Origin of the sequence: Yoonia sp., assembly GCF_036007805.1 — a bacterium.
Classification (GTDB): Bacteria; Pseudomonadota; Alphaproteobacteria; order Rhodobacterales; family Rhodobacteraceae; genus Yoonia.
Genome location: NZ_DASYOK010000329.1, coordinates 1 through 25,229 on the forward strand (window position 1 = coordinate 1; position 25,229 = coordinate 25,229).

At 57.9% G+C, this 25,229-nt stretch carries 25 protein-coding genes and 1 pseudogene; 14 read left to right on the forward strand and 12 right to left on the reverse strand.

Features of this window, described 5'->3' with window-relative positions:
• From VGP75_RS17475 to tldD, 4 genes are all read right to left on the reverse strand, one after another.
• Entirely contained in the window at window positions 1–696 is a 696-nt protein-coding gene (locus VGP75_RS17475; protein WP_055687447.1) for a CoA transferase subunit A, read from the reverse strand.
• An 84-nt stretch (window positions 697–780) separates the two neighbouring features.
• The gene (topA, locus tag VGP75_RS17480; RefSeq protein WP_327544872.1) at window positions 781–3,381 is read right to left on the reverse strand and encodes a type I DNA topoisomerase; all 2,601 of its coding nucleotides are present in this window, start codon (window positions 3,379–3,381) and stop codon (window positions 781–783) included.
• A gap of 105 nt (window positions 3,382–3,486) precedes the next feature.
• The gene (gene dprA, locus VGP75_RS17485; RefSeq protein WP_327544873.1) at window positions 3,487–4,626 is read right to left on the reverse strand and encodes a DNA-processing protein DprA; all 1,140 of its coding nucleotides are present in this window, start codon (window positions 4,624–4,626) and stop codon (window positions 3,487–3,489) included.
• Between the two features lie 165 nt (window positions 4,627–4,791).
• Complete coding sequence (gene tldD, locus VGP75_RS17490) at window positions 4,792–6,213, reverse strand: metalloprotease TldD (protein ID WP_327544874.1); 1,422 nt, start codon at window positions 6,211–6,213, stop codon at window positions 4,792–4,794.
• A 183-nt stretch (window positions 6,214–6,396) separates the two neighbouring features.
• Between tldD and coxB the strand changes: the two genes are divergently transcribed.
• From coxB to VGP75_RS17545, 11 genes are all read left to right on the forward strand, one after another.
• Window positions 6,397–7,221, forward strand: a complete 825-nt coding sequence (gene coxB, locus VGP75_RS17495; RefSeq protein WP_327544875.1) for a cytochrome c oxidase subunit II — start codon at window positions 6,397–6,399, stop codon at window positions 7,219–7,221.
• 91 nt (window positions 7,222–7,312) lie between these two features.
• Complete coding sequence (gene cyoE / locus VGP75_RS17500) at window positions 7,313–8,248, forward strand: heme o synthase (protein ID WP_327544876.1); 936 nt, start codon at window positions 7,313–7,315, stop codon at window positions 8,246–8,248.
• A complete protein-coding gene (locus VGP75_RS17505; protein ID WP_327544877.1) occupies window positions 8,245–8,448 on the forward strand; it encodes a cytochrome c oxidase system small membrane protein in 204 nt (67 codons plus the stop codon). The genes cyoE and VGP75_RS17505 overlap by 4 nt, the downstream gene beginning before the upstream one ends.
• Window positions 8,445–9,059, forward strand: coding sequence for a cytochrome c oxidase assembly protein (locus tag VGP75_RS17510; RefSeq protein WP_327544878.1), 615 nt, complete (start codon window positions 8,445–8,447; stop codon window positions 9,057–9,059). Before VGP75_RS17505 ends, VGP75_RS17510 begins: the two co-directional genes overlap by 4 nt.
• Window positions 9,060–9,085: 26 nt before the next feature.
• Window positions 9,086–9,889, forward strand: a complete 804-nt coding sequence (locus VGP75_RS17515; protein WP_327544879.1) for a cytochrome c oxidase subunit 3 — start codon at window positions 9,086–9,088, stop codon at window positions 9,887–9,889.
• A 92-nt stretch (window positions 9,890–9,981) separates the two neighbouring features.
• Window positions 9,982–10,659, forward strand: a complete 678-nt coding sequence (locus VGP75_RS17520; protein WP_327544880.1) for an SURF1 family protein — start codon at window positions 9,982–9,984, stop codon at window positions 10,657–10,659.
• Window positions 10,660–10,664: 5 nt separating this feature from the next.
• Entirely contained in the window at window positions 10,665–12,050 is a 1,386-nt protein-coding gene (gene thrC / locus VGP75_RS17525; protein WP_327544893.1) for a threonine synthase, read from the forward strand.
• Window positions 12,047–13,315, forward strand: a complete 1,269-nt coding sequence (locus VGP75_RS17530; RefSeq protein ID WP_327544881.1) for a M16 family metallopeptidase — start codon at window positions 12,047–12,049, stop codon at window positions 13,313–13,315. Before thrC ends, VGP75_RS17530 begins: the two co-directional genes overlap by 4 nt.
• The gene (locus tag VGP75_RS17535) at window positions 13,315–13,899 is read left to right on the forward strand and encodes a GNAT family N-acetyltransferase (RefSeq protein WP_327544882.1); all 585 of its coding nucleotides are present in this window, start codon (window positions 13,315–13,317) and stop codon (window positions 13,897–13,899) included. The genes VGP75_RS17530 and VGP75_RS17535 overlap by 1 nt, the downstream gene beginning before the upstream one ends.
• Before the next feature lie 29 nt (window positions 13,900–13,928).
• Window positions 13,929–14,693: an SDR family NAD(P)-dependent oxidoreductase gene (locus VGP75_RS17540; RefSeq protein ID WP_327544883.1), complete on the forward strand. Its 765-nt coding sequence runs from the start codon at window positions 13,929–13,931 to the stop codon at window positions 14,691–14,693.
• A 60-nt stretch (window positions 14,694–14,753) separates the two neighbouring features.
• Window positions 14,754–16,187 carry an FAD-binding oxidoreductase gene (locus tag VGP75_RS17545; protein ID WP_327544884.1) on the forward strand — a complete coding sequence of 478 codons (1,434 nt, stop codon included), beginning with the start codon at window positions 14,754–14,756 and terminating at the stop codon, window positions 16,185–16,187.
• Between the two features lie 21 nt (window positions 16,188–16,208).
• Here VGP75_RS17545 and VGP75_RS17550 read toward each other — a convergent pair whose 3' ends face one another.
• The 3 genes from VGP75_RS17550 to VGP75_RS17560 form a co-directional block, all read right to left on the reverse strand.
• Window positions 16,209–16,739, reverse strand: coding sequence for an adenine phosphoribosyltransferase (locus VGP75_RS17550; protein ID WP_327544885.1), 531 nt, complete (start codon window positions 16,737–16,739; stop codon window positions 16,209–16,211).
• Window positions 16,740–16,748: 9 nt separating this feature from the next.
• Complete coding sequence (locus VGP75_RS17555; protein WP_327544894.1) at window positions 16,749–17,618, reverse strand: S-methyl-5'-thioadenosine phosphorylase; 870 nt, start codon at window positions 17,616–17,618, stop codon at window positions 16,749–16,751.
• A 202-nt stretch (window positions 17,619–17,820) separates the two neighbouring features.
• Window positions 17,821–18,426 (reverse strand): flavin reductase family protein, encoded by a 606-nt coding sequence (locus VGP75_RS17560; RefSeq protein ID WP_327544886.1) that lies wholly within the window; start codon window positions 18,424–18,426, stop codon window positions 17,821–17,823.
• 67 nt (window positions 18,427–18,493) lie between these two features.
• On the opposite strand from VGP75_RS17560, the gene VGP75_RS17565 reads away from it, so the two are divergent.
• Both VGP75_RS17565 and VGP75_RS17570 read left to right on the forward strand, forming a co-directional pair.
• Window positions 18,494–18,994: a GNAT family N-acetyltransferase gene (locus VGP75_RS17565; protein WP_327544887.1), complete on the forward strand. Its 501-nt coding sequence runs from the start codon at window positions 18,494–18,496 to the stop codon at window positions 18,992–18,994.
• Between the two features lie 31 nt (window positions 18,995–19,025).
• On the forward strand, window positions 19,026–19,829 hold the full coding sequence (locus VGP75_RS17570; protein WP_327544888.1) for an EcsC family protein: 804 nt from the start codon (window positions 19,026–19,028) through the stop codon (window positions 19,827–19,829).
• On the opposite strand, the gene ptsP is transcribed toward VGP75_RS17570, so the two are convergent.
• From ptsP to VGP75_RS17595, 5 genes are all read right to left on the reverse strand, one after another.
• On the reverse strand, window positions 19,820–22,063 hold the full coding sequence (gene ptsP / locus VGP75_RS17575; RefSeq protein ID WP_327544889.1) for a phosphoenolpyruvate--protein phosphotransferase: 2,244 nt from the start codon (window positions 22,061–22,063) through the stop codon (window positions 19,820–19,822). The genes VGP75_RS17570 and ptsP overlap by 10 nt on opposite strands.
• A gap of 36 nt (window positions 22,064–22,099) precedes the next feature.
• Entirely contained in the window at window positions 22,100–23,338 is a 1,239-nt protein-coding gene (locus tag VGP75_RS17580) for an aspartate kinase (protein WP_076661074.1), read from the reverse strand.
• A 70-nt stretch (window positions 23,339–23,408) separates the two neighbouring features.
• On the reverse strand, window positions 23,409–24,059 hold the full coding sequence (locus VGP75_RS17585; protein ID WP_327544890.1) for an SDR family NAD(P)-dependent oxidoreductase: 651 nt from the start codon (window positions 24,057–24,059) through the stop codon (window positions 23,409–23,411).
• A 21-nt stretch (window positions 24,060–24,080) separates the two neighbouring features.
• Entirely contained in the window at window positions 24,081–24,485 is a 405-nt protein-coding gene (locus VGP75_RS17590; protein ID WP_327544891.1) for a DUF1178 family protein, read from the reverse strand.
• Window positions 24,486–24,547: 62 nt separating this feature from the next.
• On the reverse strand, window positions 24,548–25,021 hold the full coding sequence (locus tag VGP75_RS17595; RefSeq protein WP_327544892.1) for an NUDIX hydrolase: 474 nt from the start codon (window positions 25,019–25,021) through the stop codon (window positions 24,548–24,550).
• A 34-nt stretch (window positions 25,022–25,055) separates the two neighbouring features.
• Between VGP75_RS17595 and VGP75_RS17600 the strand changes: the two are divergent.
• Window positions 25,056–25,229: pseudogene (locus VGP75_RS17600) on the forward strand (acetoin utilization protein AcuC); the annotation flags it as partial.

Sequence of the window (25,229 nt, forward strand, 5' to 3'; positions counted from 1 at the left end):
TTATGCGCTCCTCACTGTGCGTTGTTCGATCCGCTTTTCGTGATCCCCTTGGATCAGACGGTGGACATAGATGCCGGGCAAATGGATGCTATCGGGATCAAGGCTCCCTGTCGGGACGATTTCTTCCACCTCGACCACACAAACCTTGCCGCACATCGCGGCGGGCGGGTTGAAATTGCGTGCAGTTTTGCGGAACACAAGGTTGCCGGTTGCATCGGCTTTCCATGCTTTGACGATCGCAAGGTCGGCAAAGATACCCTCTTCGAGGATATAGGTCTCACCGTTGAAATCCTTATGTTCTTTGCCTTCGGCAATCACGGTCCCAACGCCGGTTTTGGTATAAAAACCCGGGATACCGCAGCCGCCAGCACGCATGCGTTCGGCCAATGTGCCTTGTGGGTTGAATTCCAGCTCAAGCTCGCCCGACAGGTACTGGCGCATGAACTCGGCGTTTTCCCCGACATAAGAGCTGATCATCTTCTTGACCTGACGGGTTTGCAGCAAAATGCCGATCCCGAAGTCATCAACGCCTGCATTGTTCGACGCGAACGTCAGGTCCTTGGTGCCTGCATCGCGGATTGCACTCAGCAAAAGTTCGGGGATGCCGCAAAGGCCAAAACCGCCAGCGGCAATAAACATGCCATCGTGTAAAAGCCCATCAAGTGCAGCGGCCGCGTTAGGGTAGATCTTTTTCATTAACGAACTCTCCGGCGTGATTTGCACAAGTTGTGCCGCCCAACACCGGGAGAGTCAATAAATTGCCGCGACGCAGAATTGTCGTCAGCCGGCTTTCTTGGCCGCAGTTTTCTTTTTGGTGGCAGCTGTCTTCTTGGCGGGGGCTTTTTTGCGGGCCGGTTTCTTTTTACCCGCTTTTTCTGCCCGCTCGTCAATCAGATGTACTGCCTGAGCCAGTGTCAACTCGGACGGTTCAACCGTGTCGGGGATCGTCGCATTGATCTTTTCCCATTTCACGTAAGGCCCGTATTTGCCGTCATAAATACTGACAGGTCCGCCTGCTTCGGGGTGTTCACCCAATTCACGGATCGGCGCAGCTGCTTTGCCGCGCGCGCCGCGTGACGCCACTTTCTCTGCCAAAAGCTGCACCGCACGGTTCATCCCGACGGTCCAGACTTCATCAATGCTATCAAGATTGGCGTTTGTGCCACCGCGATGCGAAGTGCTTTCTGCATGTTTGAGGTACGGGCCATAACGCCCGATGTTGGCCCAGACCGGAATCCCATCTTCAGGGTGCGGGCCAAGTTCACGCGGCAGCGACAGCAGCATCAACGCCTGATCAAGTGTCACATCCTCGGGCTCCCACTCAGCAGGGATACCCTGACGGGGTGGTTTTTTGTTCTCTTCTGTTACTTCCCCGCGCTGGGCATAGGGGCCGAAGCGGCCCTTGAAGATGCGGATTTCGTCGCCATCTTCCTTGCCAAGCAGTTTGCCTTCAGGCGGAATGGCCGAGGCCTCGGCCTCGGGATTAGGCGGACCGAAAGGCCGCGTATAACGACATTCGGGATAGTTCGAGCAGCCGATGAACGCGCCACCGGACCGTGCAGTGCGCATCGACAGACGCCCTGCGCCACAGTTGGGGCACAGGCGTGGATCGCTGCCATCCTGTGTTGGCGGGAAAAGATGGGGTTCGAGCACCTCGTTGATTTTTTCCAGCACCTCGGTGATGCGCAAATCGGCGGTTTCGGCGATCGCCGCCGAGAAATCGCGCCAGAACCGCGCCAACACTTTTTTGTAATCAGCCTCGCCCGCGCTGACCTCATCAAGCTGGTTTTCCAGATCGGCGGTGAAGTCGTAACCGATGTATTTGCGGAAATAATTCGTTAAAAAGGCCGTTACCAAGCGCCCTTTATCCTGCGGGATCAGACGGTTCTTGTCTTTCTCGACATAGCCGCGATCCTGAATCGTGGTCACGATGGATGCATAGGTCGAGGGGCGGCCAATCCCCAATTCTTCCATGCGCTTGACCAGCGTTGCTTCGGTATAGCGTGGCGGCGGCTGTGTGAAATGCTGTTCCGGATCAACCGACTTTTTCGTGGCCTTTTCGCCTGCGGTCAGTTGCGGCAGACGCTTGTCTTCGTCATCGACAACCGTATCGTCTTTGCCTTCCTCATAGATCGCGATGAAGCCGTCAAAGACCATGACCTGTCCATTGGCGCGCAGCACGACCTGTTCATCGGCGCTTGTTATATCAACGACGGTGCGTTCCAGACGCGCGGCGGCCATTTGGCTGGCCATTGTACGTTTGTAGATCAAGTCATAGAGCTTGCGCTGATCGGCATCTGCGATTTTTGCATCTTCGGTACTCACCGACATTTCGGTGGGGCGGATGCACTCGTGTGCTTCCTGCGCATTCTTGGCTTTGTTTTTATAGAGACGCGGCTGATCGGGCAGATATTTTTCGCCGAATTTGGCCTTGATCGCATCGCGCGCACCGGCGACAGCCTCGGGCGCCATGTCGATGCCGTCGGTCCGCATGTATGTGATCAGGCCTGCCTCATAAAGACGCTGGGCGACACTCATGGTTTGTTTCGCGCCCATGCCGAATTTGCGGCTGGCCTCTTGTTGCAGGGTCGAGGTCATGAAAGGCGGCGACGGATTGCGGGTGGCTGGTTTCGCCTCGACCGACTGGATAACCAGATCGCGCGAATTGATGGCCTGCACGGCCATTTCGGCTTGCGTGGCATTGCCCAGATCGAATTTATCAAGCTTCTTGCCTGCCAGCGTGGTCAGGCGCGCTTCGAATGTCTGGCCGCGCGGTGACTGCAAAAGTGCCTTGACGGTCCAGTATTCTTGATTGCGGAAAGCTTCGATCTCCATCTCGCGTTCGACGATGATGCGCAGGCAGACCGACTGGACGCGGCCAGCGGATTTCGCGCCGGGCAGTTTGCGCCACAAGACAGGTGAGAGGTTAAAGCCTACCAGATAATCCAGCGCGCGGCGGGCCAGATAGGCATCGACCAAAGGTTCATCAACCTGACGGGGATTTTTCATCGCCTCTGTGACGGCGGATTTCGTGATGGCGTTAAACACCACACGGCTGACGGGTGTGTCTTTCTTGATCGCTTTCTTCGCGATCAGCGCCTCTGTCAGGTGCCATGAAATCGCTTCGCCTTCGCGGTCGGGGTCGGTTGCGAGGATCAGCTCATTGTCGTTTTTCAGCGCGTCAACGATCGCTTTGATGTGCTTTTTGCTGTCCGCCGCGATTTCCCATTTCATGTCGAAATCTTCATCAGGCAGGACCGACCCATCCTTTGGCGGCAGGTCGCGGACATGTCCGTATGACGCTAGAACAGTGTAATTGCTGCCCAGATAACCGTTTATTTTCTTGGCCTTCGCAGGGGATTCGACAACGACAACGGGCATGAGAATCCTTTACAGACAATACGGTTCCTTAAGTCGCGCAAGATGTGGCGTCTGCCCGCCGAATGTCAATGAGGGTAAAAATCTTTGCGCGCGACTGCCGTAAACTCAGACAACCCGTGCCAGAAGACCACCTGCATGTCGCGTGATTTTGCCATCCAGTTCCAGATCGATCAGGACGGGGGCGACGTCTGTCGCCGTCACCTTGATATCGCGCATCAGCTGGTCTTCGGCGATCGGTGCGGCGCTAAGGCGCGACAGAATTTCCGAATGCAAGGCTGCAATATCGCGCAGCGTTCTTTCCTGTGGCACAACGTCAGGTAGATTAGGTGCGGCTGCGGAGATGTCTTCTGCGACGGGGGTCAACGCATCAATGACATCTTCAGCGCTGCGGACGAGGGTTGCGCCATCGCGGATCAACAGGTTGCATCCCCAGGCACGCGCATCAAGCGGGTGGCCGGGCACGGCCAATACATCACGCCCTTGATCCAGCGCATTGCGGGCGGTGATCAGGCTGCCGGATTTACCTGCAGCCTCAACCACCACGACGGCGCGGGCGAGGCCGGAAATGATTCTGTTGCGCATGGGAAAATGGCGCGCCTGCGGTTGCAGACCCATCGGCATTTCTGACAAACGCACCCCGTGTTTGGCGATGTCCTGCGCCAGTTTCGTGTTTTCTGCGGGATATATTGTGTCGACACCGCCGGCCATGACAGCAATGGTACCACCGGCAAGCGCGCCGTGATGGGCCGCGGCATCAATGCCGCGCGCGAGGCCCGAAACCACCGCAAAGCCCGCTTTTGTCAGATCCTCGGCCAATCGTTTCGCCATGCGTGTCCCGAGGGACGATGCATTCCGCGCGCCGACAAGTGCGATCATCGGCTTTTGCAACAGTGCCGTCTGTCCCATAACCCACATAAGTGGTGGCGCATCGGCAATATCGTATAGGGACGAAGGAAAGGCCGGTGATCCGTGTATCACGAATTGCGCCCCTGCGGCCTTTCCTGCTTTGAGTTCCGCTGCAACCACGCCTTCCGAACAGATTTCGTAGCCGCTGACACCAGCGGATTTGGCGATATCGGGCAAGGCGCGCAACGCATCAGCCGCGCTGCCGTGTTCTGCCAGCAGCCGGTGATATGTCGCAACGCCAACCCGACGTGAGCGCAATAGGCGGAGCCGGTTGAACGGATCCTCTTCCGTGGTGGGTAGGAGTGGGGGGTGAGTGGAAGAAGCGTGTGTTCCGGTCATCCTGTAGGCTCCGCCATATTGCACAGCGACTGTAGGATGAACGGGGTTAACGAGTTCTTACCGGATGAACATTAAATGCGTCAAAAATGCAGAAACCTTGCAAATTCGGCGCGGCGACGCCGCAAAACCACAGCCCTGCCGCGTCAGTCACCGAAAGGAATCATCCTACGCGGCAGCGCCGCCCACCGTCAGCCCGCCAATCAGCAGGCTGGGCTGACCGACACCAACCGGCACCCACTGGCCTGCTTTGCCGCAGTTGCCGATCCCTGGATCAAGGGCAAGGTCATTGCCGATGCCGCGGATCTGCTTCAGCGCAGTGGCCCCGTCACCGATCAATGTGGCGCCTTTGACGGGAGCACCGACCACACCATTCTTCACGCGATAGGCTTCGGTACAGCTGAAGACGAATTTACCGTTGGTGATATCCACCTGACCGCCGCCGAAGCCCACCGCATAAATCCCGTCCTTGAGATCGGCGACAAGGCTTTCAGGTGCTGCGTCACCGGCCAGCATATAGGTGTTGGTCATGCGCGGCATGGGCGCATGCGCGAAACTTTCTCGCCGCCCGTTACCTGTAGGCGCGACCTCCATCAGGCGGGCGTTCTGGCGGTCCTGCATGTAGCCAACCAGCACACCGTCTTCGATCAGTGTGTTTTTGGCGCTGGGTGTGCCCTCGTCGTCGACGGTAATGGATCCGCGTCTGTCAGGGATTGTGCCATCGTCCAGCACGGTCACACCTTTGGCGGCGATCTGCTGGCCCATCAGGCCGGCAAAGGCGCTTGAGCCTTTGCGATTGAAATCACCCTCAAGGCCGTGGCCGATCGCCTCGTGCAGCAGAATACCAGGCCAACCCGGGCCAAGCACCACATCCATGACACCCGCAGGGGCCGGTTCCGCGTCAAGGTTGACCAAGGCAATACGCAGCGCTTCGCGTGCAACAGGTTCCCAATGGTCGCGACCGATTAACCCGATAAGACCCGCACGACCGCCGCCGCCCATGCCGCCGCTTTCGCGCTTGCCGTTTTCCTCGACGATCACGCTGATGTTCAGGCGCGACATCGGGCGGGTGTCGGTCACAAGCGTGCCTTCTGGGCGGAGAATCAGCACCTCCTGATGGGACGCGGCAATGGTCGCTGATACCTGCACGACGCGCGGATCAAGGGCGCGGGCAAATTCATCAATTTCACGCAGCAGGTCGATTTTGGCTGGGAAAGTGGCTTGCAGCATCGGATCATCGTCCGAATAGAGCTTACGATTTGTACCGGCAGGGGCTGCGGACATGGTACCGCCACCGTCTCCGACGGCAAGCCGCGCAGTGGCAACGGCACGTTTCAGGGCATGTTCGTCGATGGTGGTGGAATGGGCGTAACCTGCGGTTTCCCCCCGCACGGCGCGCAGACCGAACCCTTCGGATGCGTCAAAGCTGGCGGTTTTGATGCGTCCGTCGTCAAACGAGATCACTTCGGACTTTCGCCGTTCCAGAAAAAGCTCGCCATCATCGGCGCCAGCGGTCGCTTCGCGCAACAGCGCAAGGGCCGTATCCTGATCTAGATTGGTTTCAAACGGGCGAAACGGGTCTTCGGACATGGGTTTTTCCTTGTGCGGCGTGAATTTTGTCACGAAAGCGTCTGTTTGACGCAATAGCAGTTCTTGAGTTGTGCGTTAGGATATGGGACACGGTCTGTCGAATACAATGGGATTCCGTCCGTAGCCCGAATGGAATAGCCTGGGAGACGCACCATAAGCGGTGCAAACAAGATAGGGTACGATATGCGTTTGAACACCTTTGCAACGTCGCTTTGGACCACAGCCGGTCTGCTGATGGCGGGAACGTCAGCAACAGCACAGCAGGTCAACCAAGAGCTTGAGATTGTGGGCCGTCCAGTTGACCGCGGCATGGGCTTTCAGCCGTCTGCGACCGAGCTGGCGCGCGATGTGGTCTGGCTCGACAACATGCTGTTGGTGATCATCACCATTATCACGCTGTTCGTGACCGCACTGCTGGCGTGGGTCGTGATCCGCTATAACCACAAGCGCAACCCAGAACCTGCGACATTCACACATAACTCGCCGCTTGAGGTGGCGTGGACAGTGGTACCGGTTGTGATCCTTGTTTTTATCGGTGCGTTTTCGCTGCCCGTGTTGTTCAAGCAGCAGGAAATCCCCGAGGCGGACATCACGATCAAGGTCACCGGCTATCAGTGGTACTGGGGCTATGAATATGTCGACCATGACTTCGGCTTCGACAGCTACATGCTGGCCCGCGAAGAGCTGGAAGAATATGGCTATAGTCAGGCCGAGTATCTTTTGGCGACTGACACGGCGGTTGTTGTGCCGATTGGCGCTACAGTTGTGATGCAGGTGACTGCGGCTGACGTGATCCACTCTTGGACGATCCCAGCCTTCGGCGTAAAGCAAGACGCGGTTCCCGGCCGTCTGGCAGAACTGTGGTTCGCTGCTGAGCGTGAAGGCATATTCTTTGGCCAGTGCTCCGAGCTTTGCGGCAAAGATCACGCATATATGCCGATTACTGTGAAAGTCGTCAGCCAAGAGACATATGACGCGTGGCTCGCCGAGGCGACAGGCACGTCCTGAGGCGGAGGGCGGGTCAAGACCCGCCTTACACATTCGGCTGTTGCATAACGTAAGGTGGATCTTGATCCACCGCCCTGAGACAAGGTTTGGCATGAGCGATATCAGCGCATCTGAAAGCACATATGAGGCGAACATGGGCGATTACTTTGCCCTGCTAAAGCCGCGTGTTATGTCGCTCGTTGTGTTCACGGGGCTTGTCGGGCTTCTTGTCGCACCCGTGCCGGTCCATCCTTTTATCGGCTTCGTGGCAATCCTGTGTATCGCCGTGGGCGCAGGCGCGTCGGGCGCACTGAACATGTGGTGGGATGCCGATATTGACGCGCGCATGCGCCGCACAGCCGGACGGCCCATTCCTTCGGGGCGCGTTGCACCGGGTGAAGCGCTGGGCATTGGTCTTGCGCTCTCTGGGTTTGCGGTGGTGCTTTTGGCACTGGCAACAAATTTCCTTGCGGCGTTCCTGCTGCTTTTCACGATTTTCTTTTATGCTGTCGTCTACTCGATGTGGCTCAAACGGGCGACCCCGCAGAACATCGTGATCGGTGGTGCGGCAGGTGCCTTCCCGCCGATGATCGGCTGGGCCGTGGCGACCGGCGGCGTCAGTATAGAAAGTGTGCTGATGTTCGCGTTGATTTTCATGTGGACACCACCGCATTTCTGGGCGCTCGCGCTGTTTGTAAAGTCGGACTACGGGAACGCAGGTATTCCGATGCTGACCGAAACGCACGGGCGGGATTCAACGCGCCGGCATGTTTTGGTCTACACGCTGCTGCTGGTTCCCGTCGCGATCGGACTTGGTTTCACGTCGATCGGTGGACCGTTCTATCTGGCGATTGCGGTTTGGATGAATGCGTGGTTCCTCAAAGGGGCCTTTGATATCTGGCGGCGTGATGACGCGGCCTGCGAAGCCGACAAGCACAAGGTCGAGATCAAAGTGTTCAAGGTTTCTCTTTACTATCTGTTTGCGCATTTTGGCGCGCTCCTTGTTGAAGCGGCTCTGCGGCTTTACGGGATTGGAGGCTGGTCATGACATTGCATGTCGAACACGAACTGCACACGCGGCGCAAAGGCCGCAACTATGGGCTTGGGCTCATCTTGACGGGTTTTATCGCCGTGATCTTTGGACTGACTGTGGTGAAGGTGCTCGAACTGGGCAACGCGAACCAGTTCGAACGTTTTGATCACGTGGCCCGACCACAGCTTATTCCAGAAGAAGGGGCAGGCGAATGAAACTCTTTCCTAACTTGCAAGGCAAAAACAGAACATTGGCGCAAACCGTTTCGGTTGTCTTGTTGATGGGTGGCCTTGCTTGGGCATCGGTGCCTTTTTATGACTGGTTCTGCCGCGTGACAGGGTTTGGTGGTGCGACCAACGTCGCCGAAACAGGGAGTGATGTGATCCTTGATGAAACCATCAGGGTGCGGTTTGATGCGTCTTTGGCGCGTGACATGCCGTGGACTTTCAAACCCGAAGTCCGCGAAATGGAAATCCGTATCGGCGAAACGGGGCTTGCATTCTACGAGGCGCACAATCCGCTTGATGTGCCGATTGCAGGGCAGGCGTCCTATAACGTTACCCCTTTCGAAGCGGGCGCATTTTTTGATAAAATCGAATGCTTTTGTTTCACCGAGCAGGTCCTGATGCCCGGCGAGACAGTGATGATGCCGGTGAGCTTCTTTGTAGACCCCGCCATCGTGGGTGACCGCGAAGGGCAGTACGTGCATACCATCACGCTTAGCTACACCTTCTACCAAATCGACCTGCCGGAAGAGGAAATCCAAGCCTCACTTGCACCGCAAGCTTTGACACCCGCGTCACAAGACGCCATACAAAACAACTAAAGACCAGCCTATAGGGAACGCACCACATGGCGCATGCAAAGAACCACGACTACCATATTTTGCCACCATCAATCTGGCCGCTTATGTCCGGATTGGGCGCTTTCATCATGCTGTTTGGTGCCGTCATCTGGATGCACGGATCAGGCCCTTATATGTTCCTGATCGGCCTTGCGGCTGTTCTTTACGTCATGTTCGCGTGGTGGTCAGAAGTCGTTGCCGAAAGCAACGCAGGCGATCACACACCGGTTGTCCGGATCGGCCTGCGCTACGGCTTCATCATGTTCATCATGTCGGAAGTGATGTTCTTTGCCGCGTGGTTCTGGTCTTTCTTCAAGCACACGCTTTATCCCATGAATGAATATGCGGGCACGACATATGTTGCCCCCGAATTCTATCAGGTTGATGCGTTTCACCTTCCGCTGATCAACACGCTTGTCCTGTTGTGCTCTGGTATGGCCGTGACGTGGGCGCACCACGCGCTGGTCCATGAAAACAACCGCAAAGACCTGCAGAATGGTCTGTTGCTGGCGGTTGTTCTGGGCATTCTGTTTACCGGCCTTCAGGCCTACGAATACTGGTATCTGCTGGTCGAGCAGGACTGGACATTCGGCGGCGACAAGTTCTTTTCGAACTTCTTTATGGCCACTGGTTTCCACGGCTTCCACGTGATTATCGGTACGATATTCCTTTTCGTTTGCTACATGCGCGCACGTGCGGGGCACTTTACACCAGAACGGCACGTCGGATTTGAGGCCGCAGCCTGGTACTGGCACTTTGTCGATGTGGTCTGGCTGTTTCTCTTCTTCGCTGTCTACATCTGGGGCATTTAAGTGCCGCCTATCTAAAGTGGACAGCAGTCTATCCACCGGATTAACAAACGCGCGGGTGCAATCTCGCGCGTTTTTACTATCAAGGGCGCAAGATGCTGCGTAAAATACTTTTCCCCGTTATACTTGGCGTTGCCGGATGTGGTGTCCTGGTCAGTCTCGGCCTTTGGCAGGTTGAGCGTCTGGCATGGAAAGAAGAAATTCTCGCCGAGATTGATCAGCGATTGGCTGCAGCGCCCGTGCCGCTGACGCGGTTTGTGAATGAACAAAGCGATGAGTATTCGCGCGTTTCCGTCACCGGTCGCCCGACCGGTGAAGAGCTTCACGTGTTGGTATCGGGCACTGAGGCAGGGACCGGATACCGAGTGATTTCACGGTTCGAAACTGATATTGGACCGATCCTCTTGGATCAGGGTCTCTTGCCGCTCGAGAACAAGGACGCTGCCCCTTTGCGCGTGCAAATGCGGATGGTCGGGACTCTTTTGTGGCCAGATGATCAGAATGACAGTACACCTGAACCGGATATTGCCAGCAATATCTGGTTCGCCCGCAACGTCGAAACAATGTCAGAGGTGCTTGATACCCACCCACTGATGGTCGTCGCCAGCCAGACCTCACCCGCCGATCCGCGGCTGACGCCGCTGCCTGTGAACACGGCAACCATCAAGAATGACCATTTTGAATATGCTGTCACATGGTTCTTGCTGGCCGCAGTCTGGGCGATTATGACCCTGTTGCTGATATTCCGGACGACACGCCAAAAGGACGCCTGACAGTTATGCGCTATATCTCGACCCGCGGGACAGCACCCTCCTTGAGCTTTGAAGAAGCGATGTTGACCGGTTTGGCACGCGATGGCGGGCTGTATGTGCCCGAAGAGGTGCCAACGCTCAGCCATCCGCAGATCGCGGCTATGGCAGGCAAATCCTATGAAGATGTGGCCTTTGACGTCATGCGCCCTTTCATCGGTGATACATTCACCGATGCCGAATTCCGCAAATTGATCGCCCAAGCCTATGCCGGTTTTGGCCATGCCGCACGCGCGCCGTTGGTGCAGCTCGATAGCAACCATTTCCTGCTGGAACTGTTTCACGGACCCACGCTTGCGTTCAAGGATTTCGCGATGCAGTTGATCGGCCAGATGTTTCAGGCCGCCCTGACACGGTCGGGCGATCGCGTGACAATCGTGGGCGCAACTTCGGGCGATACGGGCTCTGCCGCGATTGAGGCGTTTCGTGGGCTGAAGGCCGTCGATGTCTTTATCATGTATCCCCACGGTCGGGTGTCCGAGGTGCAGCGCCGTCAGATGACAACACCGACCGAAAGCAACGTGCACGCGCTTGCGGTTGATGGCGATTTTGATGATTGTCAAGCCGCCGTCAAAGACATGTTCAATGATTTCGCCTTCCGTGAAGAGGTAAAGCTGGCGGGCGTGAACTCGATCAACTGGGGCCGTGTTCTTGCGCAGGTGGTTTATTACTTTACTGCCGCTGTGTCGCTTGGTGCGCCGCACCGTGAAGTCAGCTTTACAGTACCGACTGGGAATTTCGGTGATATTTTCGCAGGCTATATTGCCAAGAAAATGGGCCTGCCGATTGCCGATCTTGTGGTTGCAACCAACCGCAACGATATTCTGCACCGCACGCTGCAAACCGGTGCCTATACCAAAGAAGGCGTGGAACCTACCATCAGCCCTTCGATGGATATTCAGGTCAGCTCGAACTTCGAGCGCGCTTTGTTTGATGCCTACGGGCGTGATGGTGCCGCTGTTGCCAGCCAGATGGAAGATCTGAAAAAGGGTGGTTTCGAGATCAGTCAAGGCGCCTATCAGATGTTGAAGGATACCTTCAAATCCGGCCGCGCCTCTGAGGAGGAAACACAGGCCGCGATCAAGACCTATCTGGCAAACCATGGCGAACTCTTGTGCCCGCATACCGCCGTCGGCGTGCATGTGGCAGAAGCACATCTAGGCGCGACACCGATGGTCACGCTCGCCACGGCTCACCCTGCGAAATTCCCCGATGCAGTGAAAGCGGCCTCTGGTGTTGCGACCCCTCTTCCACCGCGCATGGCGGACCTGTATGACCGGCCCGAGCGCGTTACACGCGTCGGCAATGATCTGGCTGCCATTCAGGCGGTCATCAAGGAACGGATCCAGAATTGACCATCCAACTGCACACGCTGTCCAACGGCTTTCAAATCGTGACCGAACATATGCCGGGGCTGAAATCAGCCAGCATTGGCATCTGGGTCCAAGCAGGCGGGCGGCACGAACGGGTCGAACAGAACGGAATCGCCCATTTCCTTGAACATATGGCGTTCAAGGGCACCAAGACGCGCAGCACGCTGCAAATTGCCGAAGCCATCGAAGATGTGGGCGGTTATATGAACGCCTACACCAGCCGTGAAATGACCGCTTATTATGCGCGTGTCCTCGAAGACGATGTCGCTCTTGGGCTGGATGTGATCTCGGATATCTTGCTGAACCCTGTTTTTGATCCTGCCGAGATCGAGGTTGAACGCGGCGTGATCCTGCAGGAGATCGGGCAGGCGCTAGATACGCCTGACGATATCATTTTCGACTGGTTGCAAGAGGTGGCCTATCCTGATCAGGCGCTTGGCCGCACCATCCTTGGTCCAACTGAACGCGTCAGCAGCTTTAACCGCGATGATCTTCAGGGGTTTGTTGCCGAACACTATGGCCCCAACCAGATGATCCTGTCTGCTGCCGGTGCGATAGACCATGATGCGATTGTTGCACAGGCAGAGGCGCTCTTCGGCCATTTGGCCGCCGTGCCGCGTGCGCCCGAACTGATGCAGCCCGCCAAATTTGGCGGCGGTGAGCGGCGCGAGATCAAGGATCTCGAACAGGTGCATTTTGCACTGGCGCTTGAGGGGCCAACCTATCTGGACCCTGCGATCTATACCGCGCAAATCTATGCCAGCGTGATGGGCGGGGGCATGTCGTCGCGCCTGTTCCAGGAAGTGCGTGAGAAACGCGGGCTGTGTTATACAATCTTTGCGCAGGCGGGCGCCTATGAGGACACAGGCCTGACCACGATCTATGCAGGCACCAGCGCCGAACAGATCGCGGAGCTTGCCAATATCACCATGGACGAGATGAAACGCGCCGCTGATGATATGAGTGCGGCTGAAGTCGCCCGCGCACGCGCGCAGATGAAAGCAGGACTTTTGATGGGGCTGGAAAGCCCCTCGAACCGCGCCGAACGGCTGGCACGGCTCTTGTCGATCTGGGGGCGCATTCCCAGTATCAGCGAAACGGTTGCGCATATTGACGACGTGACAACGGGCGATGTGAAAGAATTTGCAGCACAGATGGCGGGACAGGCCGGTACGGCGCTGGCGTTTTACGGCCCCGCCGAGGCGGCCCCGTCACTTGAGGCGCTGAAAGCGCGACTGGCGGCCTAATGCTCGGGGCCAGAAAGAAGGTCCGGATCGAAACCGAGCGGCTGACCTTGCGCCCGCCGATACATAGTGATTTTCGTGCATGGGCGGCCCTGCGCCGCGACAGCGAAGCTTTTCTGAAGCCGTGGGAGCCGACTTGGGCACCTGACCACTTGTCGCGCAAAGCCTTCACCAATCGTGTCTATTGGGCGCAGCGCTCGATTGCGAACGGCACGGCGATGCCGCTTTTTCTGGTGCGGCGCGAAGACAACGGGTTACTCGGGGCAATCACGCTCGATCACATCCGCCGAGGTCCGGCGCAATCGGGCATCACAGGCTATTGGATCGGCGAGCCGTTTGCCCGCCAAGGCTATATGCGCGAGGCTATTCAGGCGGTTGTGCATCATGCGTTCACGGTGATGGATCTCAGCCGGATCGAGGCGGGGTGCCTTCCTGAGAATACAGCTTCGCGCCGATTGCTGGAACTGTGTGGCTATAAATACGAAGGTGTCGCGCAAAGCTATTTGCAGATAAACGGACGCTGGCGCAATCATGTGCTTTACGCCAACCTGCGCAGTGACCGGCGCGGCAAGACCGATGTTGGCTAGGGCGCGCGCCTGATAAGGACAAAACGGCCATGACACTTCCCCAAACACCGTCGTTCCGGCTTGATGGCAAACGGGCTTTGGTTGTGGGTGGCTCGTCCGGCATCGGGCTGGGCTGTGCCGTGGCTTTGGCTGATGCAGGGGCCGAGGTGACGGTGGCCGCGCGGAACGCTGCCCGCGTGAACCAAGTGGTGGCAGAGAAGATAGCCGCCGGCATGAAAGCGCAGGGGATGGTGGTGGATGCGGCAGATGTTGCCGCGACAGAGGCGGCGGTGCTGGCCGCTGGGCCATTCGATGTGCTGGTGAATGCAGCGGGCTTTGCGATACACGCGCCTGCGGTCGAGACCACAGAGGCCGATTTTGATGCCGTGTCCAACATCAATTTCAAAGGGGCCTATTTCCTGACACGTGCCGTGGCCAAGGGCCTGATCGCTGCTGGCAAGCCGGGCAGTCTGATCAACATTTCCAGCCAGATGGCCCATGTGGGCGGAAACGACCGCGCTGTTTATTGTGCCACGAAATTCGCGGTTGAAGGCTTTACCAAAGCGATGGCGATCGAGTGGGGCAAGCAGGGTATCCGCGTGAATACGATTTGCCCGACCTTTATCCGCACACCCTTGACCGAAGTCACGTTTTCAGACCCGGACAAAGTGGCGTGGCTGTTAAGCAAGATCAAACTGGGCCGCGCAGGCGAGGTCAGTGACATTATGGGTCCTGTAGTCTATCTGGCCTCTGATGCCTCGGCGATGATGACCGGCACCCATCTGCTGATCGACGGCGGCTGGACGGCGGATTAATCATGGTTGGACGCGCGCGCGATCCGGTCCATGTAACAGGCTGATCTAAGGAAACTTCATATGCTTAACCCCGTGACACCGGATTTCGAGGACAGCTTGCGCTTGCTGCTGCCTGCGGCCGCGTTCAAGAACGACACCATACCCTACCTGTCAGAGCCGCGTGGCCGCTGGGCAGGGCAGGGCTTTGTTGTGGCGCCCGCCAGCACCGAAGAGGTCGCGAGCATTGTAAAAGCCTGCGCCACAGCCCGAGTCGGGATCGTTCCCTATAGCGGTGGTACCGGTCTGGTTGGCGGACAGCTTTTGCAGGAAGGTGCGCGCCCGGTGGTGCTGTCTTTGGAGCGGATGAACCGCATCCGCGAAGTCTACCCTTCTGAAAACGTTCTTGTTTGTGATGCAGGTGTGATTCTGGCCGATGTGCAGAAAGCGGCCGAGGATGTGGGGCGTTTGTTTCCGCTGTCACTGGCCTCGGAAGGGTCGGCGCGGATTGGCGGGTTGCTGGGTACCAACGCAGGCGGCGTGAATGTGCTGCGCTACGGCAATGCGCGCGCGCTCTGTCTGGGGCTTGAGGTGGTGCGTGCGGATGGCAGCATCTGGCACGGCCTCACGCGGCTGCGCAAAGACAATACCGGTTACGATTTGCGTGACCTGATGATCGGCGCAGAGGGGACATTGGGGATTATCACAGGTGCCGCACTCAAGCTGGTGCCGCGCCCTGTTGGCGTGGGAGCGGCGATGATGGCAGTGCCCTCGCCTGCGGCTGCATTGGAGCTTTTGGCGCTGGCGGGTGAATTGATCGGCGAGGGTGTGTCCGCCTTCGAGATCATGCACCGTCAGGGCATGGATTTTCTGACCGAGGTCGGGCCGGACTTTAAGCAACCCTTTGAAGAGGTGCCGGAGTGGTGTGTGCTGATCGACGTGGGGCTTTCTGCGGGGATCAGCCCCGAAGAGGCGTTGGAAGGTTTGTTTTCCGCTGCGTTTGAGGCCGGGTTGGTGACCGACGGGGTGATCGCGCAAAACCATGCGCAGCGCGATGCCTTTTGGCACATCCGCGAAAGCATTCCCGAAGCGAACCGGCGGATCGGGTCCGTCAGTTCACATGATATCTCACTCCCGCTGAGCGCGATCCCCGCGTTCATCGCGCAGGGAGAGAAGGCTTTGGCAGAAGTCGGCGCCTTCCGGATCAATTGTTTTGGCCATCTGGGTGACGGCAACCTGCATTATAATGTCTTTCCGATGCCGGGGCGTAGCCGCGCCGATTATGAGGCTGAGCGGCCCCAAGTGAAGCGCGTCGTGCATGATCTGGTGCATGCCATGGCGGGATCGGTCAGCGCGGAACACGGGATCGGACGTCTCAAGGTCAAGGACCTTGAGACTTATGGCGATCCGGTGAAGCTCGACATGCTGCGTGCGATCAAGCATGCGCTGGACCCGCTGGGGATCATGAACCCCGGTGCCGTTTTGCGGCAAAGGCAGATGCCTCCGGCGGAAGTTTGAAGGGACATGGAAAGTGGGGGGCTATGCGCCTTCAAATTGGCAGAGCGCGTGGACGTTCATGCCGAGGCTTTCCAGTTTTTTGCGCCCGCCCAGATCGGGTAGGTCGATGATGAAGGCGCAGCCGATGACTTCTGCCCCCATGCGTTCGATCAGTTTGATGCCCGCTTCGGCAGTGCCGCCTGTCGCAAGAAGGTCGTCGACCAGTAGGACTTTCTCGCCCGCCTGCAGCGCGTCGTCGTGCACTTCCATCGTGGCTTGGCCGTATTCGAGCGTATAATCCTGTTCAATTGTCTTGCCGGGGAGTTTGCCTTTCTTGCGGATCGGCACGAAACCAACTGACAGTTGGTGTGCGATTGCGCCGCCGAGGATGAAACCGCGCGCCTCAAGTCCCACGACTTTGTTGATGGGTTGACCTGCGTAAGGGTGCAGCAATTGGTCAATCGCAATGCGGAAACCGCGCGCGTCGCTGAACAGCGTGGTCACATCGCGGAACATGATCCCTGCATGCGGAAAATCAGGGATGGTGCGGATATAGTCTTGGACGGTTTTCATTATCTTTTCCTAAAGGACGCGGCCAGCGATGGCGTCGAGTTTCGCAACCAGCGCGGGATCACGTTTATCGGGGGCGGTCATCACCGCGTATTCGAGCGCGCGGTCACAGCCGTGAGGGCAGGGTGTACGGTCTGCGCCGAGCAGGGCGGGCAAGCGGCTGATCAGGTCTTGGGCCTTGGTTCCGTTGCCTTGCAGCGTTTTGATCACGTCGCTCACATCGACTGCGCCGTGGTCGGGGTGCCAGCTGTCATAATCGGTGACCATCGCGACGGATGCATAACAAATCTCGGCTTCGCGGGCGAGTTTGGCTTCGGGCATATTGGTCATGCCGATCACGTCGCAGCCCCATGCGCGGTAGAGCTTGCTTTCGGCCATAGAAGAGAATTGTGGTCCTTCCATCGCAAGATAGGTGCCACCGGTGTGGATCGTGATACCCGCAGCGCGGCCAGCGGTTGCACAGGCCTCTGACAGGCGTGCGCAGGTCGGGTGTGCCACGCTGACATGCGCCACACAGCCGGTGCCAAAAAAGGATTTTTCGCGGGCAAAGGTGCGGTCAACGAATTGATCGACAATCACAAAATCACCGGGCGCCATGTCTTCACGAAAGGACCCGCAGGCGCTCATGCTGATAATGTCGGTCACACCCAGCCGTTTGAGTGCGTCAATGTTTGCGCGGTAAGGCACAGTGGTGGGTGAATGCACATGCCCACGTCCATGACGCGGCAGGAAGACCATTTCGACCCTGTTCAAGCGCCCGGTCAGCACATCATCAGAAGGCGTCCCCCACGCACTCGGGGCCGTGACCCAAGCGGCATCTTCCAGCCCGTCCATATTGTAAATGCCCGAACCACCGATGATTCCGATTTTTGTCTGCATGATCTGCCCTGTTGTCGCTTCGCTGCTACATTGTCGCGGATCAACCCTAAATGGAAGCCTGTGCACCGCGCCCCTGCTGCAACACCGCATGATTGGTCATGGTTGAGGGGTGACATCCAGCGGGCGCGCGCATTGGTGAGCGCCACGATCCCGTGCCACCGTGCATCTGTGTGATCATCGCAGATTGGGACCAGGCAATTAGTCCCTATTCATCGGGGCGTTGTAGGCTAAAGACCTCGCGGATCGTGGAATAGTCGCGATAGCCAAGCCGCGTGAGCGGGTGAAAAGTGGTCACGTCAAACTTGCCATCCACAAGGCAATTGTCGCGGATATGCACACCTGTGACCTCGCCAAAGACAGCAAAATTGGCCTCTCCGGGCAGTTGCACAATCTGGGTCAGTTTGCATTCCAGCGTCGCGGGGGTGTCTAGGACGCGTGGGCAATTGATCGTCTCGCATTCGCCTTTTTCGATACCGGCAAGGGCGAACTCATCCGTGTTACGGTCCCAAGACCCCGAGGTCTGGTTCATCACATCGCGCGCGGCGTATTCGACAACATTCACGGCAAAGACGCCGGTATCGCGGATGTTGGCCACGGAATCCTTGGTGCCGTCGCGGTCGGGCTTGCTGCTGGTTGAAGCGAACATAACCTGTGGCGGCACATAGGCCACTGCGTTGAAAAAGGAATAAGGCGCAAGATTGTCTTGGCCGTCTGCACCGCGCGTTGCAATCCAGCCGATCGGGCGGGGCGATACTATGGCGTTGAACGGGTTATGTGGTAGGTCGTGGCCATTTTTGGGTTCGTAGAACATGCAATGCCTTTTCGTTTTGTTGCCCAACAGGTAGCGTCTGACTAGCGCGTGGCCAGATGAAAGACAAATGCAACAAACGGCAATCACATTGGCCCAGGAGACGGCGGATGACTGGTGGGAAGTTGAGGCGCTTTATGATCTTTGCTTTGCACCCGGGCGGTCTGCCTTGTCGTCTTATCGCTTGCGCGAGGGTGTTGATCCGATTGGCCCGCTCTGTCTGACTGCACGGGATGTGGATGGTATACTGGCCGGTGCGGTGCGCAATTGGCCTGTTCTGGTAGGCGGGCAAAAGGCGGTCTTGCTTGGCCCAATCGCTGTGCACCCGACGCGACAGGGCGAGGGTGTAGCCGCGGTGCTGATGCAGCACTGTTTGGCCAAGGCGCGCGACCTTGGTTGGTCGCGGTTGATGCTTGTCGGTGACGCCCCCTACTATCACCGTTTCGGGTTTGAACGGCTTGCGGGTGTCACCATGCCGCCGCCGACGAACCCTGATCGTGTGCTGGGTATCGCCCTTGTTGAAGGCGCTTGGGATGGTGTGACGGGCATGGTCACATCTCTGCGCGATTGAAATTGGCGCATCCTGTCCCCATTTCAAAGGCATGGATGACAAAAGCGCCGTGATGAGAGAGATCAATCCCCTGAACCCGCCCCCACCGCTCAGCGATGAGGCAAAGGCCGAGATTGCTGCTTTTGCCGCGCGTCAACGCAAGGCAAATGGCATGTTGATGACAGCAATCAATTATGTCGGCGGGCAGGTCGAAGACGGGCTCAAAATGTTGCCCGCAGGGGTGCGTGGCCAGATGGATGATCTCGCACGCATGGCGTTGCGCCATAGCTTTGACATTGCAAACCAGTCGCGCAAGGGGCGCGGGCAGGCGATTGGCTCGGACCGCATACACAAGATTTTGGGAACGATTTCAGGTGCCTTTGGTGGTGTCGGCGGTTTGCCGACAGCGCTTGCCGAATTGCCCGTTGCGACCACTGTGATTTTCCGCGCAGTCCATCATGTGGCGGTGACCTACGGGGAAGATCCTGATGCGGAAGAAACCAAGGTTGAATGCCTTGCCGTCTTTGGCTCAGGCGGACCGGGCAGTGGTGATGACGGGATCGACACAGCGTTTATCGGTGCGCGGCTGAGCATCTCGGGTGCCGCTGTGAACGGGTTGATCAGCAAAGTGGCCCCGAAGTTTGCCGCTGTCCTATCCCAAAAGCTGGCGACACAAGCGGTGCCGATCCTCGGTGCCGCGGCTGGCGCAGGGACCAACTACGCCTTCGTCGATTACTATGTGTCGATGGCCCATGTGCATTTCGGGCTGCGCCGGTTGGCACGCATCTATGGCGAACAGGCGGTCACGGATCATTTCCATGCGGTCCTGGCGGCAGGCAAGCTGCCTCAGACCTGATAGACCAGCCAGTCAGCCACAGCACGCCGCACGGATTGGTCGCCTTTGGCGATAGCCTCATCCATCACCGCCTTCACCTCATTAAGGTTCACGCGGCGCAATAGATGCTTGACCGGACCAACCGAGGCAGGGCGCATTGATAGGCTGCGCAGACCAAGCGCGGCAAAGCAAAGCGCCTCGACAGGGCGCCCTGCATCTTCGCCGCAGAAGGACAGCGGTGTTCCACTTTTCTCACAACGCTTGATGACGTGGGTCAGGAACGACAAAAAGCTGGTGTCCAGCGTGTCGTAGCGTTTGCGGACGCGCTCGTTCTCGCGGTCAGCGGCAAAGAAAAACTGTTTAAGGTCGTTGCCACCGATGGAAATGAAATCGACTTCTTCAAAAAACGCATCCGGCGCATAGGCGAGCGAGGGTGTTTCCAGCATCGCGCCCACGTCGAGTTTGGATGGCAACACATGGCCCAATTTGGTTTCGCGCGCGATAGCCTTGTCCATTTCGGCGCGTGCCGCGCGGAATTCATTCATCTGGGTGACAAAGGGAAACATCACCGTCAAAGGTTGGCCGTTGGCCGCGCGCAAGAGCGCCTGCAACTGCATCCGTAATACGCCCGGTTTATCAAGCCCCACACGGATCGCGCGCCAACCCATTGCTGGGTTCGGTTCATCGTTGGGCTTCATGTAGGTCAGCACTTTGTCCGACCCGATATCGAGCGTGCGAAACGCCACCCGTTTGCCATCTGCCGCTTTCAGAACGCGCGCATAGAGCGCGGAAAGCTCGGCGCGGCGCGGCATCTGGCTGCGGATCAGGAACTGTAATTCGGTCCGGAAGAGCCCGACACCTTCTGCACCCGAGCCTGCCAGTGACGGCAGGTCCGCAATCAGGCCTGCGTTCATCTGCAAGGAGATGCGCGTGCCACATTTGGTTTCCGCAGGCAGGTCGCGGATTGAGGCATAGCGTTCCTGCGCGCGCGTCTGCATCGCGATCTTGTCACGGAACGCGGTCTGTACCGTCTCGTCAGGGCGCAAATGCGCGATGCCCTGATCGCCATCCACAAGGATCGGATCGCCGTTCAAGGCCTCACGGGTGACGCCTTTGGCGTTGATGATGAGCGGGATCGCCCATGCCCGCGCCACAATAGCGGCGTGACTGCCGACCGAGCCTTCTTCGAGCACAATGCCACGGATTTTCTTGCCATACTCCAGAAGTTCACCGGGCCCGATATTGCGGGCCACAAGGATCGGATTGTCCGGCATGTCTGCACGTGCTTCAGCCCCTTGGCCGGTCAGAATACGCAGCAAGCGGTTCGAGAGATCATCAAGATCATGCAGCCGTTCGCGCAAGTAGGGGTCGGCGGCACGCGACAGACGGGAGCGGGCGTGGGATTGCTCTTTTTCCACAGCAGCTTCGGCAGAGAGACCACTTTTGACGTCCTCTTCCATCCGCTTGAGCCAACTGGTCGAATTGGCAAACATGCGGTAGGCCTCAAGCACCTGTACCTGATCGGTATCAACCGAGCGTGCTCCCATCAGCATGTTGTCAACGCCCTTGCGCAGATCCTCGATCGCGTCGCGCAGGCGTGCGCCTTCGGTTTCAGGGTCTTCGGAGATGGGATTTGTGACGACAACGCGGGGTTCGTGCAGAAATACGACACCCTCGCTTGCCCCTTCCTGCGCAATCGAGCCGCGCAGCATGACGGGTTGCTGGTGGCGGGCCGAAAGGGCGGCGCCTTCACCGACAAAGGCGCCCAGTTCGGTCATCTCGGCGATGACCATCGCCACGATTTCAAGCGCGTAGACCTCATCCGGCGTATATTCGCGGGCCGCTTTGGACTGGACAACCAGAACGCCCAGCACATCGCCAAGACGCTGGATCGGGACGCCGCAGAAAGACGAATAACGCTCTTCGCCTGTCTCGGGCATATAACGAAAGCCCTTGGCGGCTGGCGCATCGGCGGTGTTGATGACCGTGCGGCTTTTGGCGGTGCGTCCCACAAGACCCTCGCCCAAGCGCATCCGCGTCTGGTGTACAGCCTCTGCTTCAAGTCCTTTGGTTGCACATAGTTCGAGCGTCTCGGCATCACGGAAAAGATAGATCGAGCAGACCTCGGTCATCATCGAATCAGCGATAAGGTTCACGACCGCATCAAGCCGCGCCTGACCCTCGTTGTCAGCCGCGAGCGCCTCGCGCAGGCGTCCAAGCAGCTTGCGGCTTTCGCTTTCTAGCCGATGTGGCATAGCCCCTCCTGTGGAACGGGCTGGCACACAAATGCGTCAGCCCGCTTTTTCCAATTCGAAGGCATCATGCAGGGCTTGCACGGCAAGTTCCATGTATTTTCTGTCGATCAATACGGAAATCTTGATCTCTGAGGTTGTAATGACCTTAATGTTCACACCTTCAGCAGAAAGCACACGGAACATCTTGGCCGCGACACCAGTGTGGCTGCGCATGCCGATCCCAACGACGCTGACTTTCGCCACGCCTTCATCAGCAACGAGGTCGTGAAAATTGATCGCGCCGCTGGCCTTGGCATCCTGCATCGCCTTTTCGGCGCGTTTCACCTGATCGGTCGGGCAAGAGAACGTCATATCCGTCCGTCCCTCTTCCGAGATGTTTTGTACGATCATGTCGACGTTCACGCCAGCCTCGGACAGCGGCCCAAAGATCGCAGCCGCAATTCCGGGGCGGTCGGCGACCGAGATCAGTGTCATTTTCGCTTCGTCGCGGGAATAGGCGACACCGGCCACAACATTGGATTCCATGATTTCCTCCTCATCGCAGACCAGCGTTCCAGCGCTGTCCGATGGTTCCTCAAAAGATGACAGCACCCGCAGGCGCACCTTATAGCGCATGGCCAGTTCGACCGAGCGGGTTTGCAGGACCTTGGCTCCCAATGAGGCCAGTTCCAGCATTTCCTCGAACGCGATTTTGTCAAGCTTGCGCGCCTTGCTCGTGATACGCGGATCGGTCGTGTAGACGCCGTCAACATCAGTGTAGATATCGCAACGCTCGGCCCCGAACGCAGCAGCAAAGGCCACCGCAGTGGTATCCGAGCCACCGCGCCCCAATGTCGTGATGCGGCCCTCGGGGCTGATGCCCTGAAAACCCGCGACGACTGCGACTTTCATGCCTTCGCCGAACTTGGCGTTGATCTTTTCGGTGGGTATCTCTTCAATGCGCGCGTTCGAATGGGCCGAGGTAGTTTTGACCGGCACCTGCCAGCCCTGCCAGCTGCGCGCGGGGATATCCATTTCCTGCAAACGCAGTGCCATCAGGCCCGCAGTCACGTTTTCGCCCGATGACACGATCGCATCATATTCGCGGGCATCATAAAGCGGGGATGTTTCATTGACCCAGCCGACCAGTTCATTGGTCTTGCCTGACATCGCCGAGACAATAACGATCACATCATAGCCATTGGCGACCTCGACAGCCACGCGTTTTGCAGCGCGTGCAATACGGTCAAGGTTGGCCACCGAAGTGCCGCCAAATTTCATCACGAGCGTTGGCATGGGCTATCTTTCGAAAACGTCTGAATAATCAGCGCTTCCTTTAATGCGCGTGGCAGCAAAGGGCAAATAGTTAGTAGGGGTGGTCCCGCCCGTCCCACGTGCGGAAACAGCCTGTCGTCTCCAGGCTCAGTTCGGCAAATCTTGCGGCCAGCCCCCTGGCGCTTTCGTCCATCGAGATGTCAGCATTGTCGCCGCCGATGTCGCTCCGAACCCAACCCGGATGATAGATGCCGACAGCGATACCTTCCGGTGCCAGATCAGTGGCCATGTTGCGCCCGAGATTAAGGGCTGCAGCCTTGCTGGCCCGATAGATGTAACTGCCGCCGGGTGCACGCGTGTGTGACGCCATCTGTGACGAGATGATCGCGATTTTGCCTGCTTTGGCACGCTGCAAGAGGGGGAGCAGGTGTTGGATCGTGAGGAAGACGCCGGTGACGTTTGCAGCAAACATCTGTTCCCACATGTCTGCGGGGTAGCCACCGGCCAGTGTTTGCCCTTTGTCGAGATAGACACCTGCGTTGCAGACCAGAAGATCAATCGGCCTATCCCCAAGACGCGCAGCCAAGGCGGCGTGAGATGCGGGGTCCGTGACATCAAGTTCATACATCGGCCCTGCATCATCGGCACGATGCGTGCCGATGACAGGTTCCCCTGCGTCCGCGTAAAGGCCCATGAGTGCCTGACCAATCCCGCGATTGGCCCCTGTGATCAGTGTCGTCATGGGGTGTCCTGTTTTTTGGGGTCAGTTCGTTTTCTTGCGCGGCATGAACGGTAACGGCACAACGGGAATCCCGTCTTCGACCAGTTTTCTGGCTTCTTTCAGGTTCGCCTCGCCGTAGATCGGGCGTTCGGGGACAAGGCCGTCATGCATGTCACGGGCCTCTTTTGCGAAACCCTTACCGACATAGTCGGAATGCGCTTCGACTTTCTCACGCAGAGCGGCAAGGTCGGCCTCGGAGGGTTTTGGGGCAGTGATCCGTGATGAGGTGCTCACGGCCGGTGCCATGATCATCTTGCGCACCTTCGTGGTGCCGCAGGTCGTGCAATTCACCATATTGGCTGCGACAAGCTTGTCGAATGCCTCGCCCGACTGGAACCAGCTTTCGAATTCGTGGTCTTGCGCACATCTGAGGTGGAAACGGATCATCACAACCTATTGCTAACTTCACACTGTTAAATAGGCCTTTTACGCAGCGCTGCAAGCGTAGGTTACCGCCCGATCCTGTTGGGCTTGAAGGCTGCAACAATGCGCTTCAGTTCGGGCTCCTTGATTTTCCTGGCGGCTTTGGCGGGCGACATCCATTTGCGCCGCCGCTGCTCTTTTTCGGGCCAATCCGCATGCACGTGGGTGACATGCAGCGGATAGACCATCGTGATGATGGGGGCGTTATCTACTTTTTGCGGCTTGCTGTAGCTGAACACCCCAAGACAGAAATCAATGGCCTCACCGCTCAGCCCCGCCTCTTCAAAGGCCTCCGTAGCGGCAGCGCTGGCAGGCGTTTGTTTGTGCATGGGCCAGCCTTTCGGGATGATCCAGCGTTTGCGTGTGCGGCTGGTAATCAGGCAAATCTGGACCTTGTCGTTTTTCACACGCCAGCAGAGGGCCGCAAACTGGGCCCGCACGTCTGTCTTGTGTCTGGTCCGCAGCTTCAAGGGGAGCTGTTTTGCGACTGGTTCTGTCATGTTCTCCGCCGCAAATCGCATTACATCAGGGTGCATGTCAGACGTTATGCAAGCATCTATTCCACACGCAACCCCACATACGCGTTTTATCGGATCCGAGATCTATCGCCACTCCAGTTACGGGGCTTGGCATCCGCTGCGTGTGCCGCGTGTCTCGACGGTGATGGACCTTGCGCGCAGTATGGGCTGGCTGCCGCCTGCGCAGTTT

Excerpts from the sequence above, each read along its gene's own strand:
- VGP75_RS17560 (WP_327544886.1), bottom strand. The coding sequence starts at position 18,426 with ATGTTCTACGAACCCAAAAATGGCCACGACCTACCACATAACCCGTTC.
- VGP75_RS17505 (WP_327544877.1), top strand. The coding sequence starts at position 8,245 with ATGACATTGCATGTCGAACACGAACTGCACACGCGGCGCAAAGGCCGC.
- VGP75_RS17550 (WP_327544885.1), bottom strand. The coding sequence starts at position 16,739 with ATGAAAACCGTCCAAGACTATATCCGCACCATCCCTGATTTTCCGCAT.
- VGP75_RS17520 (WP_327544880.1), top strand. The coding sequence starts at position 9,982 with ATGCTGCGTAAAATACTTTTCCCCGTTATACTTGGCGTTGCCGGATGT.
- ptsP (WP_327544889.1), bottom strand. The coding sequence starts at position 22,063 with ATGCCACATCGGCTAGAAAGCGAAAGCCGCAAGCTGCTTGGACGCCTG.
- VGP75_RS17515 (WP_327544879.1), top strand. The coding sequence starts at position 9,086 with ATGGCGCATGCAAAGAACCACGACTACCATATTTTGCCACCATCAATC.
- coxB (WP_327544875.1), top strand. The coding sequence starts at position 6,397 with ATGCGTTTGAACACCTTTGCAACGTCGCTTTGGACCACAGCCGGTCTG.
- VGP75_RS17595 (WP_327544892.1), bottom strand. The coding sequence starts at position 25,021 with ATGACAGAACCAGTCGCAAAACAGCTCCCCTTGAAGCTGCGGACCAGA.
- thrC (WP_327544893.1), top strand. The coding sequence starts at position 10,665 with ATGCGCTATATCTCGACCCGCGGGACAGCACCCTCCTTGAGCTTTGAA.
- VGP75_RS17580 (WP_076661074.1), bottom strand. The coding sequence starts at position 23,338 with ATGCCAACGCTCGTGATGAAATTTGGCGGCACTTCGGTGGCCAACCTT.
- VGP75_RS17475 (WP_055687447.1), bottom strand. The coding sequence starts at position 696 with ATGAAAAAGATCTACCCTAACGCGGCCGCTGCACTTGATGGGCTTTTA.
- VGP75_RS17510 (WP_327544878.1), top strand. The coding sequence starts at position 8,445 with ATGAAACTCTTTCCTAACTTGCAAGGCAAAAACAGAACATTGGCGCAA.
- topA (WP_327544872.1), bottom strand. The coding sequence starts at position 3,381 with ATGCCCGTTGTCGTTGTCGAATCCCCTGCGAAGGCCAAGAAAATAAAC.
- VGP75_RS17545 (WP_327544884.1), top strand. The coding sequence starts at position 14,754 with ATGCTTAACCCCGTGACACCGGATTTCGAGGACAGCTTGCGCTTGCTG.
- cyoE (WP_327544876.1), top strand. The coding sequence starts at position 7,313 with ATGAGCGATATCAGCGCATCTGAAAGCACATATGAGGCGAACATGGGC.
- VGP75_RS17590 (WP_327544891.1), bottom strand. The coding sequence starts at position 24,485 with ATGATCCGTTTCCACCTCAGATGTGCGCAAGACCACGAATTCGAAAGC.
- tldD (WP_327544874.1), bottom strand. The coding sequence starts at position 6,213 with ATGTCCGAAGACCCGTTTCGCCCGTTTGAAACCAATCTAGATCAGGAT.
- VGP75_RS17535 (WP_327544882.1), top strand. The coding sequence starts at position 13,315 with ATGCTCGGGGCCAGAAAGAAGGTCCGGATCGAAACCGAGCGGCTGACC.
- VGP75_RS17565 (WP_327544887.1), top strand. The coding sequence starts at position 18,494 with ATGCAACAAACGGCAATCACATTGGCCCAGGAGACGGCGGATGACTGG.
- VGP75_RS17540 (WP_327544883.1), top strand. The coding sequence starts at position 13,929 with ATGACACTTCCCCAAACACCGTCGTTCCGGCTTGATGGCAAACGGGCT.
- VGP75_RS17570 (WP_327544888.1), top strand. The coding sequence starts at position 19,026 with ATGGATGACAAAAGCGCCGTGATGAGAGAGATCAATCCCCTGAACCCG.
- VGP75_RS17585 (WP_327544890.1), bottom strand. The coding sequence starts at position 24,059 with ATGACGACACTGATCACAGGGGCCAATCGCGGGATTGGTCAGGCACTC.
- dprA (WP_327544873.1), bottom strand. The coding sequence starts at position 4,626 with ATGACCGGAACACACGCTTCTTCCACTCACCCCCCACTCCTACCCACC.